Origin of the sequence: Agrobacterium bohemicum, assembly GCF_002896715.1 — a bacterium.
In the GTDB taxonomy this organism is placed as follows: domain Bacteria; phylum Pseudomonadota; class Alphaproteobacteria; order Rhizobiales; family Rhizobiaceae; genus Agrobacterium; species Agrobacterium bohemicum.
In genome coordinates this window covers 672447-688622 of record NZ_PGEL01000028.1, presented here as the reverse complement: position 1 = coordinate 688622, position 16176 = coordinate 672447, and the positions used below count along the sequence as shown (strand labels likewise).

General features: G+C 57.7%; 15 protein-coding genes. 8 read left to right on the top strand and 7 right to left on the bottom strand.

The annotated features are described in order from the left end of the window. Positions 1-352: 352 nt before the first annotated feature. The gene (locus CUC55_RS21915; protein WP_103089121.1) at positions 353-1855 is read right to left on the bottom strand and encodes a TRAP transporter large permease; all 1503 of its coding nucleotides are present in this window, start codon (positions 1853-1855) and stop codon (positions 353-355) included. Positions 1856-1884: 29 nt separating this feature from the next. Continuing rightward, the gene (locus CUC55_RS21910) at positions 1885-2424 is read right to left on the bottom strand and encodes a TRAP transporter small permease subunit (protein WP_067650987.1); all 540 of its coding nucleotides are present in this window, start codon (positions 2422-2424) and stop codon (positions 1885-1887) included. A gap of 406 nt (positions 2425-2830) precedes the next feature. On the opposite strand from CUC55_RS21910, the gene CUC55_RS21905 reads away from it, so the two are divergent. Both CUC55_RS21905 and CUC55_RS21900 read left to right on the top strand, forming a co-directional pair. Beyond that, complete coding sequence (locus tag CUC55_RS21905; RefSeq protein ID WP_103089120.1) at positions 2831-3055, top strand: aa3-type cytochrome c oxidase subunit IV; 225 nt, start codon at positions 2831-2833, stop codon at positions 3053-3055. Positions 3056-3213: 158 nt separating this feature from the next. Further along, complete coding sequence (locus CUC55_RS21900) at positions 3214-5073, top strand: ABC transporter ATP-binding protein (protein ID WP_103089119.1); 1860 nt, start codon at positions 3214-3216, stop codon at positions 5071-5073. A 51-nt stretch (positions 5074-5124) separates the two neighbouring features. On the opposite strand, the gene bdcA is transcribed toward CUC55_RS21900, so the two are convergent. Continuing rightward, positions 5125-5838 (bottom strand): SDR family oxidoreductase, encoded by a 714-nt coding sequence (gene bdcA / locus CUC55_RS21895; protein ID WP_067650979.1) that lies wholly within the window; start codon positions 5836-5838, stop codon positions 5125-5127. A 72-nt stretch (positions 5839-5910) separates the two neighbouring features. On the opposite strand from bdcA, the gene CUC55_RS21890 reads away from it, so the two are divergent. Further along, complete coding sequence (locus CUC55_RS21890; RefSeq protein ID WP_067650976.1) at positions 5911-6504, top strand: TetR/AcrR family transcriptional regulator; 594 nt, start codon at positions 5911-5913, stop codon at positions 6502-6504. 85 nt (positions 6505-6589) lie between these two features. Here CUC55_RS21890 and CUC55_RS21885 read toward each other — a convergent pair whose 3' ends face one another. The 3 genes from CUC55_RS21885 to CUC55_RS21875 all read right to left on the bottom strand — a co-directional run bounded on the left by CUC55_RS21885 (position 6590) and on the right by CUC55_RS21875 (position 9515). Continuing rightward, a complete protein-coding gene (locus CUC55_RS21885) occupies positions 6590-7486 on the bottom strand; it encodes a tetratricopeptide repeat protein (RefSeq protein ID WP_103089118.1) in 897 nt (298 codons plus the stop codon). A gap of 110 nt (positions 7487-7596) precedes the next feature. Beyond that, positions 7597-7833, bottom strand: a complete 237-nt coding sequence (gene rpsU / locus CUC55_RS21880; protein ID WP_067650970.1) for a 30S ribosomal protein S21 — start codon at positions 7831-7833, stop codon at positions 7597-7599. Positions 7834-8012: 179 nt separating this feature from the next. Then, complete coding sequence (locus tag CUC55_RS21875) at positions 8013-9515, bottom strand: rhomboid family intramembrane serine protease (protein WP_425352905.1); 1503 nt, start codon at positions 9513-9515, stop codon at positions 8013-8015. 408 nt (positions 9516-9923) lie between these two features. Here CUC55_RS21875 and CUC55_RS21870 point away from each other — a divergent pair, with 408 nt between their 5' ends. The 5 genes from CUC55_RS21870 (at position 9924) to CUC55_RS21850 (ending at position 15417) form a co-directional block, all read left to right on the top strand. Further along, on the top strand, positions 9924-11177 hold the full coding sequence (locus CUC55_RS21870; protein WP_067650964.1) for a sarcosine oxidase subunit beta family protein: 1254 nt from the start codon (positions 9924-9926) through the stop codon (positions 11175-11177). Between the two features lie 44 nt (positions 11178-11221). After that, on the top strand, positions 11222-11581 hold the full coding sequence (locus CUC55_RS21865) for a hypothetical protein (protein ID WP_245304001.1): 360 nt from the start codon (positions 11222-11224) through the stop codon (positions 11579-11581). A gap of 11 nt (positions 11582-11592) precedes the next feature. Next, complete coding sequence (locus tag CUC55_RS21860) at positions 11593-11907, top strand: sarcosine oxidase subunit delta (protein WP_067650958.1); 315 nt, start codon at positions 11593-11595, stop codon at positions 11905-11907. Next, positions 11904-14861: a sarcosine oxidase subunit alpha gene (locus tag CUC55_RS21855; protein WP_103089117.1), complete on the top strand. Its 2958-nt coding sequence runs from the start codon at positions 11904-11906 to the stop codon at positions 14859-14861. The genes CUC55_RS21860 and CUC55_RS21855 overlap by 4 nt, the downstream gene beginning before the upstream one ends. After that, positions 14854-15417, top strand: coding sequence for a sarcosine oxidase subunit gamma (locus tag CUC55_RS21850; protein WP_067650952.1), 564 nt, complete (start codon positions 14854-14856; stop codon positions 15415-15417). The genes CUC55_RS21855 and CUC55_RS21850 overlap by 8 nt, the downstream gene beginning before the upstream one ends. Before the next feature lie 37 nt (positions 15418-15454). On the opposite strand, the gene CUC55_RS21845 is transcribed toward CUC55_RS21850, so the two are convergent. Continuing rightward, entirely contained in the window at positions 15455-16087 is a 633-nt protein-coding gene (locus CUC55_RS21845) for a LysE family translocator (protein ID WP_103089116.1), read from the bottom strand. Between the last annotated feature and the right edge of the window lie 89 nt (positions 16088-16176).

Sequence of the window (16176 nt, the reverse complement as noted above, 5' to 3'; positions counted from 1 at the left end):
CGAAAGGTCCGGGTTTTATTTTGCTCTCAATGATTGTGGCATCTCGACAANCACGAATTCAATTCTATGATCGCGATGGTTGAACGCTAAAGCAGCACACTCCGGGACCAGCCGGAGTATCGGCGGAGACAGGCCCCGCCGACCTTGGCAACGGCCTTGCTGTTCAACTGTGGAGGTGATGCGATGCGAAAGCCGCTGAGCATTACGTTTATCGTGAGAAAAAGCCGGACAGGCTGGTCAATGACTGTCCGGCTCAATTTCAAACTATAGGTAAACCGGAAGGTAGAGTTAGCGCTCTGCCTTCCACTTCACCAATATAATATGTTTTCACACACGTAACAAGTGTTTCGCCTCACGGCCCGATCTTCGGCGGTTCGTTCAGGTTCGGCATGCCCGGCAAGCCATTTCCGCCCGGTTGTGCGGGTGCACCATCCATGGGTGGCAGGCCGAAGTTGGGCATGGTGTTGCCGCCCTGATTGCCGAATGCGGGTACTTCGATCTTGATCGTGTTGAGATCGACATCCGGTGCCTTGTCCAGCCAGTAGGTGACGGATTCGGGCCAGAAGATGACGATGGCGACGAGGATGAGCTGCATGCCCAGCCAAGGGATCGCGCCTATGTAGATATCCGAGGTTTTGACGCTACGCGGCGCAATCGAGCGCAGGTAGAAGAGCGCAAAACCAAAGGGCGGATGCATGAAGCTTGTCTGCATGTTGATGCAGATCAGCACGCCGAACCAGATGAGGTCGATGCCGAGAGCTTGCGCAATCGGGGCCAGCATCGGGATGACGATGAAGGCGATCTCGAAGAAATCGAGGAAGAAGGCCAGAAAGAAGATGAAGATGTTGACGAAGATCAGGAAGCCGATCGGNCCGCCCGGGATGCCCGACAACATGTGCTCGATCCATAGCGAACCATCCATGCCCTGAAAGACGAGGCTGAAGCAGGTGGCGCCGACCAGAATAAACACCACCATCGACGTAATGTGCATGGTGGAGTGCATGCCCTGCTTGATGAGATCCCATGTCAGGCGGCGGTGCGCGGCGGCCAGCGCCATGGCACCGACGACGCCGAGCGCGCCTGCTTCCGTTGGTGTCGCAAGACCCATGAAGATGGTGCCGAGCACGAGGAAAATCAGCACGATGGATGGCACCATGCCCGCCAGCACCTTGAAGACCAGGGCGCGGTTAAGCTCGCCGCGCGCTTCCGGCGGCAAGGCGGGCAAATCCTTCGGGCGCAGCTTCGACATAACGAAGATGAAANGGAGGAAANTGGTGATTTGCAGGATCGATGGCCCGATGGCACCGAGATACATATCGCCCACCGACTTGCCGAGCTGGTCTGCCAGAACGATCAGCACCAGCGAGGGCGGAATGACCTGTGTGATAGTACCGGACGCCGCAATAACGCCGGTGGCGAGGCGGGGATTGTAGCCATATTTCAGCATGATGGGCAGCGAGATGACGCCCATGGTGATGACGGACGCGGCAACCGTTCCAGTGATGGCACCAAGGATCGCGCCGACGAGGATGACGGCGTAGGCAAGGCCACCGGGTATCGCGCCGAACAGCTTGCCGGTTCCCTCCAGCAAGTCTTCTGCCAGCCCGCATCGTTCGAGAATGGCACCCATGAAGGTGAAGAAGGGGATTGCCAGCAACAGATCATTGGAAATGATGCCGAAAATGCGAAGCGGCAGGGCTTGCAGGAAGGCAGGCGAAAAATGCTCGGTAAAAATACCGATGATGCCGAACAGAAGCCCGACCGAGGCCAGCGAAAACGCCACGGGAAAACCGTAGAGCATGAAGATGATCATGCCCAGGAACATCAGTGGCGGCAGAATACCGTATTCGAACATGGAAATATCCTTAGCGATCTGCGCCTGTGTTACTGGAGCGGTTTTTCGTATTTGGTGTCGAGCATATAGTGCCCGCCCAGCGCGCCGATGCGCTTCACCAGTTCGGATATTCCCTGAAGGACCAGAAGGGCAAAGCCCGCGAAGATGATGAATTTCACCGGCCAGCGGATAAGCCCGCCCGCATTCGATGACACCTCGTTCTGTTGCAAGGACAGCAGGAACATTGGCCAGCTGAGCCATGCCAGATAAAAGCATGCGGGAAGCAGAAAGAAGACGATGCCGATGATATCGACCCACAGGCGGGTGCGCGCTGAAATCGCGCCATAGATAATGTCCACGCGCACATGTTCGTTCATCCGCAATGTATAGGACGCGCCCACGAGAACGATGAAGGCGAACATGTACCACTGGATTTCCAGCCAGCCGTTCGAACTATAATTGAAAAGGTAACGCACAATGGCGTTGCCTGCGCTGACGAGGCAGCAAATCAACACAAGATAGCCTGCAAACTTGCCCATCGCCTCACTGAACCAGTCAATAAGGGCGCTGACTTTCAAAAGAGCCTTCATTCTTTCCCCTCCTCGATCCCTTTGCGGGTTTTATGCGCAGGAATATCCCTTGGCTGTCTGCATATGACAATGCCGACACCGTGCCCGATCAAAGCTACGGACGTCCTCCACTTATTTCGTGTAGGAGGTGGTTTTGCGAAATGCAACTGGGATAGCGCGTTACGCCATGTAAACTGGGCATTTGTGAAGAGTTAGCGACGTATATGTTGCCGGGCTGCACAGTTTTTCGCATCCTGTCTGAAGTGCCGTATCTCGGGTGCTCGCGCTTGCTCTATCCATTGCGTTTTTCAGCCAGTCTATGTTACGTCTCGTGTCGGAGCTTTCTGCAAGATTTTGTCGTGTGAAGAACACGCCACGCGCGTGATGTAACGGGCAAGATCGTTGGATTTACGAGAGGGGAAATGGAATGAGCGAACACCACACAGGTCCAGCCGAAGTCGGCGCACCGATGAATTATCCCGAGCACGAGAAGACCTATAATGGCTTCCTGGCCGCAACGAAGTACGTCACCATTATGGTGACGGTGCTCATGATTGCCATGGCTGTCGGATTTTNCACCACCGGCGGCTTTTTCGGTGGCGCTCTCGTGTTTTTCATTCTGACGATTGCCGGTTTCGTGCTGCTTCGTTGAACTTCACAGTATAAGACGGCAGCGGGAGGGAAAACTCCCGCGCCCGATATTCTTTTNGCAATCTACGATAAGTTTTTGTCTCCTGCGGCAATTCATGGTTAGATATTGGCGATTCTCGATGCAGTCGCCTTTCCCTGTCAGTTTTACTGTTNGGTACCATGGCTTTTTCAGACTTCGTCTATCGCCCGTTCGAGCGGCTGATCCGACCCCTTGAAATTCCCTACAAGCCGCTGCCCTCGCAGGGGCCGTTTCATCTGCTGATGCATTTTGTGCGGATGTTTCGCGGTGTTCTCATCGCGATCTCGATGTTTGCGATGTTGATGGAGGCGACCAACCTTTTCCTGATCTGGAGCTTTTCGGCCATCGTCGATGGCGTGACGACGAAGGGTGCAGCGGCATTTCTGCACGAAGACTGGCCTTTGCTTGCCGTCATGGTCGTTCTGCTCTTTCCGGTACAGCCGCTCATCTCGTTCATGGTCAATACGCTTTCGTCGCAGACTGTTGCCGTCTGTATGCCCGCTGCCATTCAGTGGCAGGGGCACAAGGCGGTGGAGCGTCAGGACCTGCGTTTCTTCCATGATCTGTTTGCCGGACAGGTTGCTTCAAGGCTTGCTCAGGTTGCATCAGCGGTTCAGCAGCAGGTAACCGTTGCCTTTTACTCGATACCGTATTTTGTGGTCCAGTTCGTCGGCTCGCTTGTGCTGTTGAGCACAGTGGCATGGCCATTGGCCTTGCCCGTTCTCGTCTGGATCGTTTTCAGTGTGCTGATCGCGGTGCTGGCAGTGCCGAAATTTTCCAAGTTCGCCCAACGCTCTGCCAAAAANCGAAGCTTGCTGGTCGGGTCGATGACCGATCTTTACAGCAACATCCAGATGGTCAAGCAATTTGCCGCCGAAGACAGCGAGGCCGGCGCNTTGCGCAAGGTTTTCTCCGAGGTCATCGAAACGCAGCAGAAAGAACGGCGCGTCTATTTGACGACGAGCACAGCTATTCTCCTTCTTAATGTCGCCTTGTGGATCGCCATGCTGTGCATAGGCTTTTGGGGCATGGTCGACGGTTTCGTCAGCACGGGTCAGTTCGCGGGGTCCATCTATCTGACACAGCGCCTTTCGGCGAATGCGCGGGCCTTTCTGGATATGGGCCAGCAAATCTTTCAGGCCATCGGCACCATTCGTGACGCCATGCCTGTCATGACGACGCCGCCGACAATCGTAGACGCGCCGCAGGCNGCCCCACTTGCGGTGACGCGCGGCGAGATCAGTTTCGACCATGTTCATTTNGCCTACCGTTCAGAAAAANCGGTGATCGAAANTCTGACGCTCAAGGTCGCAGCCGGTGAAAAGGTTGGACTGGTGGGCTTGTCCGGTGCAGGCAAGACGACGCTTGTGAACCTGCTTTNGCGGTTTTACGAGCTTGATAAGGGTGACATTCTCATCGACGGGCAAAGCATCCGCTCCGTCACACAGGCCAGTCTTCGAGAAANCATTGGCGTCATTTCCCAGGATGTTTCGCTGCTGCACCGTTCCGTGGGCGACAATATTCGCTACGGCAAGCCGGATGCCTCTGTTGAGGCCATCGATGCTTCGGCGAGGGCAGCGCAGGCCGATGGCTTTATCGCCGATCTGACTGATGCCGAGGGGCGGAGAGGTTACGATGCTTTCGTGGGAGACCGCGGCGTCAAGCTGTCAGGCGGCCAGCGCCAGCGCGTGGCCATTGCGCGCGTGCTTTNAAAAGACGCCCCCATCCTCATTCTCGATGAAGCGACATCCGCGCTCGACAGTGAATCGGAGGCGGCCATTCAGGAAAAACTGGATGTGCTGATGGCGGACAAGACGGTAATCGCCATCGCCCACCGCCTGTCGACCATCGCGCAGATGGACCGGATCATCGTGCTGGATAAGGGGCGGATCGTGGAGGAGGGAACACCAGCCGACCTTCTGGCGAAAGGCGGGCTCTACGCCAAGCTTTGGCAGCGGCAGACGGGTGGGTACATTGCCGATAGGGATGAGGGAGTTTAGGCCGTATTGCTGGCGAGGGTCGCGGACTTCGGCTTCCCTCGCGTTTCATCATCAAGCGCCAAACGCACCGTCAATCGTATGCATCGCCCCGGTCACGAAACCAGCTTCGGGGCCTGCAAGCCAGGCGACCATTCCCGCAACTTCTTCAGGCCGCCCATGGCGCTTGATGGCCATGAAGCTGTGCATGAGGTCTTTCATCGGGCCATTCTCCGGGTTTGCGTCGGTATCGACCGGTCCCGGCTGGACGACGTTGATCGTGATACCGCGAGGGCCAAAGTCGCGCGCCAGCCCTCGCGCCAAGCCCTGTAGGGCAGACTTGCTGACCGCATAGGACGCCATGCCAGGGACGGGCATCCGGTCACCATTGACCGAGCCGATGACAATGATCCGTCCACCGTCTGGCATCTGGCGCGCTGCCTCCACCGAGGCGTGGTAGGGTGCCTGGATATTGATCTGAAACAGTCGGTCTATCGCGTCAGGATCCTGTTCCAGAGCGTCGCCGAAAATGGCTATCCCGGCATTGACCACCAATATGTCCAGAGGGCCGCTTTCGCGTACTCGCGTGATAACGTCATCTCGGTTGGCGCTATCTGTCAAAACTGCCTTGCTTCCCGTCTCAGAAGCCAGTTGATCTGCCGCATCCCGTGAGCCCGCATAGGTGAAGGTCACGACAGCGCCTTCTGCCGCAAACCGGCGCACAATGGCTGCTCCGATACCCCGGCTGCCGCCGAGTACCAGAACGGATTTTCCTTGAAAAGTTAACATCTGGGCTCCTTGAGAATTAATTTAATGAATGCTACATAAATGCTTGGAAGTATTCGTCAAGAGATTTTTGTAATGAACACTACAAATACTGTACGGCCGCGTGGCCGTCCACGCCGTTTTGATCCCGATCAGGGCGTGGCCGTTGCCCAACACCTGTTCCACGCGCGAGGCTATGACGCTGTCAGCGTGGCGGATGTCACAGAAGCGCTCGGTATCAATCCGCCCAGCTTTTACGCTGCCTTCGGCAATAAAGCCGGCCTCTATGACCGCGTTTTAGTTCGCTACGCGGCAACAGGTGCCATTCCTCTTGCCGATATCCTGCGACCCGACCGACCGGTGGCCGAATGCGTCGCGTTGCTGCTGGAAGAAGCCGCTCGGCTCTATGCTGCTGATCCGACAGCCGCTGGCTGTCTTGTGCTGGAAGGCACCCGTTGCAATGACGAGGAAGCGCGCGCGGCTGCTTGTGTCTTCCACGCGGCTGCAGAGGCTGTCATCTGCACGTACATTGCCGCACGCCACCCGGAGGATGCGGAACGCCTGACGGATTTCATCGGCACCACCATGACAGGTCTTTCCGCCAAGGCCCGCAGGGGGCTCGACCTCGACCGCCTGCTGCATATCGCACGCTTGGCTGGGCGGGCATTAGCGCAAGAACTCGCCGCTTAAGGATGTGATGGTTGGGGAGGGCTTTACAACAAAAANGCCGGGAGCAATGCTTCCGGCTTTTCTTTGTGTATGTGACTGCTGTCGTTTACGCCGGTGTTGCGCCGCGGGTGCGGGCAAGGCCATCGACGGCGGGTTTGTATTTTGGGTCTAGGCGGGCGGCGTGACCGTATGATTTGGCGGCTTTGTCTTTTTCGCCACGGCGCTCGTAGACAAGTGCCTGGTTGGCCCAGGATTCGGCAAGGTCGCCATCGAGCGCGATCGCATGGTTGAAATCTGCGAAGGCGTTTTCATCGTCGTTCGTCGCGACGTAGGAAATGCCACGGCCATTGTAAGGCTCAGGCGAGTTCGGCGAGAGCGAAATGGCCTTGGAGAAATCTTCGATGGCCTGTGCATGCTGGTTGCGCAGCTGATAGATCAGGCCGCGATTGTGCCATGCGCGACCATCGGTCGTGTCGAGGTTGATGGCAGCCGAGAAGTCGTTGAAGGCTTCGTTGACGCGACCCGTCTGGCGATAGAGATTACCGCGACCGATCAGGGCGACGTCGTAGCTTGGATTGATCTGAAGCGCGGAATTGTAATCCTGCAAGGCCAACTGCTGCTGGCCGCTGTTGCGATAAACGAGCGCACGGTTGGCATATGCCTGGTAGAAACGTGGATTGAGCTGCAAGGCGCGCTCGAAATCCGCGATGGCCCGTTTCGAATCGCCAGCACGGCCGTAGGCCGAGCCACGAACATTGTAGCCTTCAGGGTCTTGCGGGTTGGCGTTGATGACCGAGGTCAGAGACGTAATATTTNCCGTTGAACCTTGCGCGCGGTCCAGTTGGAAANCATCGTTGGTTGGCGACGAGGTGGCGCAACCGGACAGGGCCACGAGGACCCCACACACAAACAGGGAAGAACTAATTCGCATTTTTTTNCTCTGAGATACGCCGCTTGAGATCGCAAACGGATTTCTGGACTGACGGGTATCAACAGCGTTCATGCGATTTGGGTTCCCTCTACCAAGCCCGTTCCAAGCTTTTAAACTCAAAGAGCGGCGGCGAAAAAATCGCCCCCGCCCCATAAGCATTCAAAAACGTCGAAAAAACGGCCTTACGTGCGGCCAGGTGCTGGACGTGGGCCTGCAATCAGACCTTCACGCTGCATACGCTTGCGGGCCAGCTTACGAACGCGGCGAACGGCTTCAGCTTTTTCACGAGCGCGCTTCTGGGAAGGCTTCTCGTAGAAATCACGCATCTTCATTTCGCGGAAGATGCCTTCGCGCTGCATCTTCTTCTTGAGAGCGCGAAGCGCCTGATCAACGTTGTTGTCGCGGACTAGTACCTGCACGTGAATCCCGTTCCTTTGGTTGGTTATTTTGCCGTGTGAATAGTGGCATTCGCAAGCAAACAAAAAATCGTTCGGTTGGCCGTGTGGCCGCGCGATTGGTGTGGTGCAATATCAGATCATTTTTGTGAAGTCCAGCCGTTAACGCAAATGCGCAAGGGAAAATGCACGTTTTCGGGCCTTTATTGCGCGTTAAGGCGAGCCAGTCCTTCTAGGCTGCTGGTGTTTTTGGCATCTTTAGAAAGTGCTGCCCGGTAGTCTGCGATTGCTTTGTCGCGCTGGCCTGTTGCCTCAAGAATGTGGCCACGAGTATCCAATGCGGCGGAATATTCCGGAGCGAGAGCCAGGGATTTTTCCACGTCAGCAAGTGCTTGTGCCTGTTGCCCGAGTTTATAATAAGCCCAAGCACGACCATTCCATGCCGTAGAGTCGTTGACGCCGTTATCTATAGCGTCTGTGTAGTCTTCAATTGATTTCTGATATTGGCTCATGTTCGTGAAAGCTTCCGCTCTCAAGAGACGAGCTCGGGTCGATTGAGGTTCCAGCAGCAGCGCCTGATCATAATCGGCAATGGCATTTTCGTATTGCGCGCGGGTCGCTAGGAGCGATCCTCGATCAAGATGGACGCCAGCAATGCTGCCATCGAGTTCGATGGAGCGATTATAGTCTTCCAACGCTTCATCCATTTTTCCCAAGAGGCCGAAGACTGTTGCTCGCATCTGGAATTCGTCTGCATCGGTTGGCTCAAGCGTGATGATTTCGTTGTAATCAGATTTTGCATCTTCAGGATTGCCGAGTTGCTCCTGGGTCGCTGCCCTAAAATAATGGACAGGGATCCTGGGCTCGAACCTTTGCACCAGCGTGTCGTACACCCTCAGTGCCTCGTCGTAGCGCGCCAGCATATAAAGGCTGGATGCTTTGAAATAAAGCGCTTCAAAAGTGGGGTCGATGGAGACGGCGGCGTCCAAATCCGTCAAGGCTGCGTTCCAGTCCTTGCGGGAATAACTCTGGTTGGCGCGGGCGAGAAGAGACGCAGCATCGTTCGGCGATTTNCGGATCATCTCATCCAGTTCCACTGCCCGCCGGGCCGCAAGGCGAGCGTCGTAGGCGGGGCGATCCTTCACGGCCAGATAGGTGGCCCATGCTCCCTGGGAGAGGCTGACGGCAAGAAATGCACCGACGAGCGCCATGCAGGTCAAGGATGCCTTCGAGCGGAAAAANGCTGTCGTCTCGCCTTTGGCGGGGCCGATGAGCAGGCCTGCCGCGAGACCTCCCAGCAAACCGCCAAAATGTCCGGCGTTGCTGATGCTGTCGGAAAGCGTAAGGCCAAATGCGAAATTGGCCGCGACCCAGAGCGCTTCCGCCTTGACCGGTGCCCAGCGCGCGGGATCGTCACTGCTGATACCGTAGGCGACCATGGCGCCATATAGGCCGACAACGCCGCCTGATGCACCCAGAGAATAGACCTCGCCTGTTGCCGCTGACAGCAGGCTGCCTGCGATGCCAGCGGCAGTGTAGATGACGAAACCCTTGGCCTTGCCATATTGCCGTGTGACGACAGGGAAAAATGCGAACAGGCACATGGCGTTGAGGCCGATGTGCACGATATCCGCATGGAGATAGGTCGAGGTTATCAGCGACCAGATATCGAGCTGGCGCAGGGGCAGGCTGCCGCCAATGCCCATGTCAATGAGCGTTTCCAGCGACGGTTCAAACAGAAATTTGATCCATGGCTCCGTGGGCGGTGCCGCGACCATGCTGAAGGCTGCCGACAGGAGATAGATGGCGGTACATACGCAGACCACTGATAGAGCGAGGTCATCGACGGGCTTTCGAAGCAGGCGCATGGCAATTCTCAACTCTGGCAAGAACTTTCAATATCGATATACCATTAGTGAAAGTTTTCGGGCTCGACAATATGCGTCAGCGCGTTTCGGGAAAGGCGTTTCGGGCCGCGCCGTTCACTTTGGTTTNGGCAATGTCGATACTTTATGTGGGCGCGTCGCAAANTGGACATTGCAGTCGGTATTGATTTGTCATGTGTATGATGGTGCCGGAATAATCGAGCCGGTTTTCTCAGGAGTGGTTCGCCAATGCGCAAATATTCGGTTTTCGCCGTCGCTCGCGAGGCTTTGCGTGGGCACAAGGGCTGGGATGCGCAGTGGGCTTCTCCCGAACCGCGCAAGGACTATGACGTCATCATTATCGGTGGTGGCGGGCATGGGCTGGGTGCGGCCTATTATCTTGCCAAGGAACACGGCATTACCAACATTGCGGTGCTGGAAAAGGGCTGGATCGGCGGCGGGAACAGCGGGCGCAACACCACCATCATCCGCTCCAACTATCTCTATGAAGAGAGCATGGACATTTACGAGCATTCCCTGAAGCTGTGGGAAGGCCTGAGCCAGGATCTCAACTACAATGTGATGTATTCGGCGCGTGGCGTGATGATGCTGTCGCACAACGTGCATGACCAGCAGAGCTTCAAGCGCCATATCAATGCCAACAGGCTCTACGGCATTGACAATGAATGGCTGACGCCCGAACAGGCCAAGGCCTACTGTCCGCCGCTCGATATTTCCGCCAATGCGCGTTACGCCATCAATGGTGCAGCGCTTCAGCGCCGGGGCGGCACGGCGCGGCATGATGCGGTGAACTGGGGTTATGCGCGCGCGGCATCCGATCGCGGCGTTCACGTGATCCAGAACTGTGAAGTGACCGCCATCAGGCGCGGACCTGACGGTGCGGTGACGGGCGTGGAGACCAATCGCGGCTTTATCGGCGCCAAGAAGATCGGCGTTTCGGCTGCGGGGCATTCGTCTGTCGTCATGAAGATGGCGGATGTGCGGGTGCCGCTTGCCTCCAACCCGTTGCAGGCGCTGGTATCGGAGCCGTTGAAGCCGATTTTCCCTTGCGTTGTCATGTCCAATACGGTGCATGCCTATATTTCGCAATCCGACAAGGGTGAGCTGGTGATTGGTGCTGGCACGGACCAATACAATTCCTATTCCCAGACCGGTGGTTTGCAGATCATCACCCACACGCTGGATGCGATCTGCGAGCTGTTCCCAATGTTCCGCCGGGTGAAGATGATGCGCCAATGGGGCGGCATTACCGATAACACGCCTGACAGGTCCGCCATCCAGAGCGTGACGCCGGTGCCGAACCTTTTCGTCAATTGTGGCTGGGGCACGGGCGGTTTCAAGGCAACGCCGGGGTCTGCGCATCTGTTTGCGCATCTGATCGCGCGCGGTGAGCCGCACAAGCTGGCGGAAGGCCTCAATCTGGAGCGGTTCCGTTCTGGACGGCTGATCGATGAGGCGGCGGCGGCGGCGGTGGCGCATTGATGATGGCAACCGTTCTTCTGAGCGCAGCGTTGGGATCGTCACCTTTGACGGTCAACAGCATTGTGCCGGAGGCGGGGGATTTTCGCGTGCAGACGATCCGCAAGGCGCAAGGGGAGGCCGACTGGCCGTTTACGGCTGACGAAGGTTACCTGATGTGTGCGCCGAGCATGGGCCAGAAGCTGGTTTATTTCGTGCCGCAAAATGCCGAGGGTGAGAACGAATATCCGATCAACATCGACACCAATTTCATGGCGATGGCGATCATCAATGTCGGCCGGGGCGATGCGTTCAGAGCCTACGCCAATTATGAAGACCTGATAAAAAGGTTGTCTCCCTATGTGACGATGGGAAAGCGCCTGTGTGACCAACCCGCCGGAACGGTGATTCCGGAAAGCTCTCTTTAGGTGAAACGACGATGTTATTGATCCGCTGCCCATATTGTGAAGAAGAGCGCTCCGAACTGGAATTCCGCTGGGCGGGAGAGGCGCATATTGCGCGGCCCGAAAACATCTCTGCCATTTCGGACGAGGAATTCGCTGAATATTTCTTCATGCGCGACAATGACAAGGGCATCGTGTTCGAGCGCTGGCGGCATATCCACGGCTGTGGACGGTTCTTCAATGCGGCGCGCCATTCCGTGACCGACAAGATCCACCTGACGTACAAGGCGGGCGAGCCGAAGCCGGACGAGGCCACGGTTCTGGCCGGACATGAAGGAGCAGCCCGATGAGCGGCGCGTATCGCATCAAAGGCGCTGGTCGCCTGACGCCTGCGCGCACTGCGCGCTTTACCTTCGACGGCAAGATCCACACGGCTTTGCAGGGAGACACGGTTGCCTCTGCGCTGCTGGCCGATGGCGTGCATCTGATTGGCCGTTCGTTCAAATATCACCGTCCGCGCGGGTTTCTCTCCGCCGGGCCGGAAGAACCGAATGCGCTGATCGATGTGTCCAGAGACAGCAGCCGCAAGCAGCCGAACGTGCGCGCCACGGTGCAGGAAGTGTTCGATGGGGCGATCGTGTCTTCGCAGAACCGATTCCCGTCACTGTCCTTCGATGTTGGCGCGGTCAACGACTTCTTTTCGCCGATGTTCGTGGCGGGCTTCTACTACAAGACCTTCATGTGGCCGAAGGCCGCGTGGGACAAGCTGTATGAGCCGATCATTCGCCGTGCAGCTGGTCTGGGTAATGCGCCGAAGGAAGGCGACAGCGACCATTATGCCAGCCGTTACGCCCATTGCGACCTGCTGGTGGCAGGCGGCGGTGTGGCCGGTCTGACGGCAGCACTTGCTGCGGCCAAGACGGGCGCGAAGGTTATTCTGGCCGATGAGAACCCGGAGGTTGGCGGTGCGCTTCGCTTCGATACCGGCACAACCATCGACGGTATCAACGGCTACGACTGGGCGCAGAGGACTTTGGCCGAACTGAAAGCCATGCCCAATGTGCAGGTGCTGACGCGCACGACCGTCTTCGGTTATTACAACCACAATTTCATAGCGCTGGCCGAGCGCGTGACCGACCACCTTGCGACGCCGGGACATGAGCCGCGTGAGCGGCTATGGCAGGTGCGGGCGAAGAAGGTGGTGATGGCGACGGGTGCTATCGAGCGGCACATGGTGTTTGCAANCAACGACCGCCCCGGCATCATGCTGGCCTCTGCGGCTCGCACCTATCTCAACCAGTACGGCGTGGCCGTGGGCCACAATGTGGGTGTCTACACCGCTCATGATTCTGCTTATGAGACCGCATTCGATCTGAAACGGGCAGGGGTGGCGATTGCCGCCATAATCGATTGCCGTGAAANCCCGAATGCGAAGCTTCTGGACGAAGCGCGGGCGCTGGGCATCGAGGTGCTGGCGGGCCACAGTGTGTATGATACGGCTGGTCGTCTGCGGGTCTCCTCCATCACCGTCGGTCGCAATGGCGGGTCTTCGAAGCGCAAGATCAAGGTCGATGCGCTTATCGTTTCCGCAGGCTGGACGCCATCCGTGCATCTCTTCTCGCAATCGCGCGGCAAGCTGAAATATGATGCGGAAANCCAGCGTTTTCTGCCGGATGTACATGTGCAGAATTGCATCTCCATCGGTGCCTGCAACGGCACGGATGATCTGAACGCCCTGATTGCCGAGGCCGCATCTGCGGGTGGTGGTAAGGCAGAGTTTTCCGCCAGCAACGCGCATGTGTGGACCGGCGGCATGATTGGTGCGGCGGAAGGGGCGGGCGAAGGCGACAACGTCAAAGCCTTCATCGATTTCCAGCACGATGTCTGCGCCAAGGATATCCGCCTTGCGGTGCGCGAGGGCATGCATTCCATCGAGCATATCAAGCGCTTCACGACCAACGGCATGGCGTCCGATCAGGGCAAGATGTCCAACATGCATGGTCTGGCCATCGCATCCGAAGCGCTGGGGCGCGATTTGCCCAAGGTGGGGCTGACGACATTTCGTGCGCCCTACACGCCGGTGACTTTCGGCACGCTGGTGGGCCATTCGCGTGGGAAGCTGTTCGACCCCGCCCGCAAGACGCCGATGCATGCGCTGGAAGAGGCCGCCGGTGCCGCCTTTGAAGACGTGGGCAACTGGAAGCGTGCGTGGTTCTATCCGCGTGGCGGGGAAGACATGCACCAGNCGGTGAACCGCGAATGCAAAACGGTGCGCGAGACGGTGGGCGTGTTCGACGCCTCCACGCTCGGCAAGATCGAGGTGGTCGGCCCGGATGCGGCCAAGTTCCTCAACCTGCTCTACACGAATGCCTGGGACACGCTGAAGCCCGGCCGCTGCCGCTACGGCATCATGACCCGCGAAGACGGCTTCGTTTACGATGACGGTGTGGTTGGGCGTCTGGCCGAGGACCGTTTCCATGTGACGACGACAACAGGCGGTGCGCCGCGTGTGTTGCAGCACATGGAAGACTATCTCCAGACCGAATTCCCGGACCTGAATGTCTGGCTGACATCCGCTACCGAACAATGGGCGGTGATTGCGGTGCAGGGNCCGAAGGCGCGTGAGGTGATCGCGCCACTGGTGGATGGTATCGATCTTTCGCCCGACGCCTTCCCGCATATGGCGATTTCCGAAGGTACGATCTGTGGTGTGCCGACGCGACTGTTCCGCGTGTCCTTTACCGGCGAACTCGGCTTCGAAATCAACGTGCCAGCCGATTTCGGTCCGGCGGTTTGGAAGACGATTGCGGAGCGCGCCGAGGCCGTTGGCGGTTGCCTCTATGGCACCGAGACCATGCATATTCTACGCGCCGAAAAGGGCTATATCATCGTCGGGCAAGATACGGACGGCACGGTAACGCCTGACGATGCGGGACTTGGTTGGGCGGTGTCCAAGAAGAAGACCGATTTCGTCGGTATTCGCGGTTTGCAACGCCCGGACCTCAAGCGCGAGGGCCGCAAGCAACTGGTTGGTCTGCTGCCGAAAANTCCGCATGATGTGCCGGAAGAGGGCGGGCAGATCGTTGTCGATCCGAACCAGCCGAAGCCGATGACGATGCTGGGCCATGTGACATCATCCTACTGGTCCGAAAATCTCGGCCGTTCCATCGCCTTCGGGCTGGTGGCCGGTGGCCGGGCGCGGATGGGTGAAACGCTCTACATTCCACTGGCCGACAAGACGATTGCAGTTGAGGTGACGGACATGGTGTTCTTCGACAAGGAAGGAGGCCGCATCAATGGCTGATATCGCAATGGCAAACCGCACTTTGGTTCTGGAGGGCGCGCGCGCCGGTTCCGCAACCGTCTCCATCAAGATGGCGGCACCCGCTTACCGACTGGCGCTGCGCGCCAAGGCGGATGCTGTCAGCGAGCTTTCGCAGGCACTGGACATCAGCATGCCGCAGGCCCCCAAGACGTCCACAACCTCAGCTTTGCGTGCCGCACTTTGGCTGGGCCCGGACGAATGGCTGGTGATCGACCAGGGCGAAAGCAACCTGCTCGACGCCTGCGCCACCGTCTCCGCCCCCCACTCCGCCACCGACGTCTCCCACCGCAACACGGCCATCACCGTGTCCGGCGAAGGCGCGGAGGCCACGCTGAACGCTGGCTGCCCGCAGGACTTGTCACTTGGTGTGTTCCCGGTCGGAGCCTGCTCGCGCACGGTATTAGGCAAGGCGGAAGTGGTGATCTTGCGCGTGGCGGAAGACACGTTTCGGGTGGAATGCTGGCGCTCGTTTGCGGACTATGTGTTCGGGTTGCTGGAAGAGGGCGCGCGGGATGCGGGGGCTTCGCAAGACTGAGGCTGTCGCGCATGCCACAGCCACTCTTGTGTGTCCGTTAGTTTCTTGATCCAAGTGCCAAGCGGCATGCGAGGCCTGTAAAAACTGTCGCCAGCAGATATTGCGGCAGCTTGGGAAAACGGCTGACTGCGGACAGACGATTGCGGATGCTCGTACCCAGAATAATTACGGCGCCATTTACCAGAAAACCGATGCCGTTCAAAATACTGGCGAGCAGGAGCATCTGAACCAGCAGGGAGCTGCCATTCGGATCGATGAATTGCGGGAAAAGCGCCAGCACGAACAGTGCCATTTTCGGGTTCAGCAGATTGGTCGCTAACCCTTCCGTGAAGATTCGTTTGGTCGAAAGTTTTTNGAGACCTGCCGATGGCGCGAAGGCTGAGCTTTTTGCACGAAGGGTCTTGTATGCGAGATATAGCAGGTAGGCGCAGCCCGCCCATCGCACGATCTCATAAGCGACGGGAACAGTCAGAAAAAGCTGAGACAGACCGAGTGCCGCTGCATGCGCGTGGCAATACGTGCCGACGGCTATTCCCGCATATGTCAGAAAACCGGCGGACCGGCCTTGGCTGACACTGCGAGAGGCAATCAACAACATATCGGGACCGGGCGTCGCTGTCAGAACGAGTGCTGCGGCGGAAAAAAGCATGAGAGTGGAAAAGTCCGGCATATGATTTCCTTTTGAAATGGGAGCCGGAATTTCGATGTATCACTGTTGCGGCGGATTGCAACTATGCTTGGCGACACTGCGATCTTTTG

What these genes read in the sequence shown, in the direction of transcription:
- CUC55_RS21910 (WP_067650987.1), bottom strand. Translation starts at nt 2,424, where the DNA reads ATGAAGGCTCTTTTGAAAGTCAGCGCCCTTATTGACTGGTTCAGTGAG.
- bdcA (WP_067650979.1), bottom strand. Translation starts at nt 5,838, where the DNA reads ATGTTAACTTTTCAAGGAAAATCCGTTCTGGTACTCGGCGGCAGCCGG.
- CUC55_RS21890 (WP_067650976.1), top strand. Translation starts at nt 5,911, where the DNA reads ATGAACACTACAAATACTGTACGGCCGCGTGGCCGTCCACGCCGTTTT.
- CUC55_RS21870 (WP_067650964.1), top strand. Translation starts at nt 9,924, where the DNA reads ATGCGCAAATATTCGGTTTTCGCCGTCGCTCGCGAGGCTTTGCGTGGG.
- CUC55_RS21860 (WP_067650958.1), top strand. Translation starts at nt 11,593, where the DNA reads ATGTTATTGATCCGCTGCCCATATTGTGAAGAAGAGCGCTCCGAACTG.
- CUC55_RS21850 (WP_067650952.1), top strand. Translation starts at nt 14,854, where the DNA reads ATGGCTGATATCGCAATGGCAAACCGCACTTTGGTTCTGGAGGGCGCG.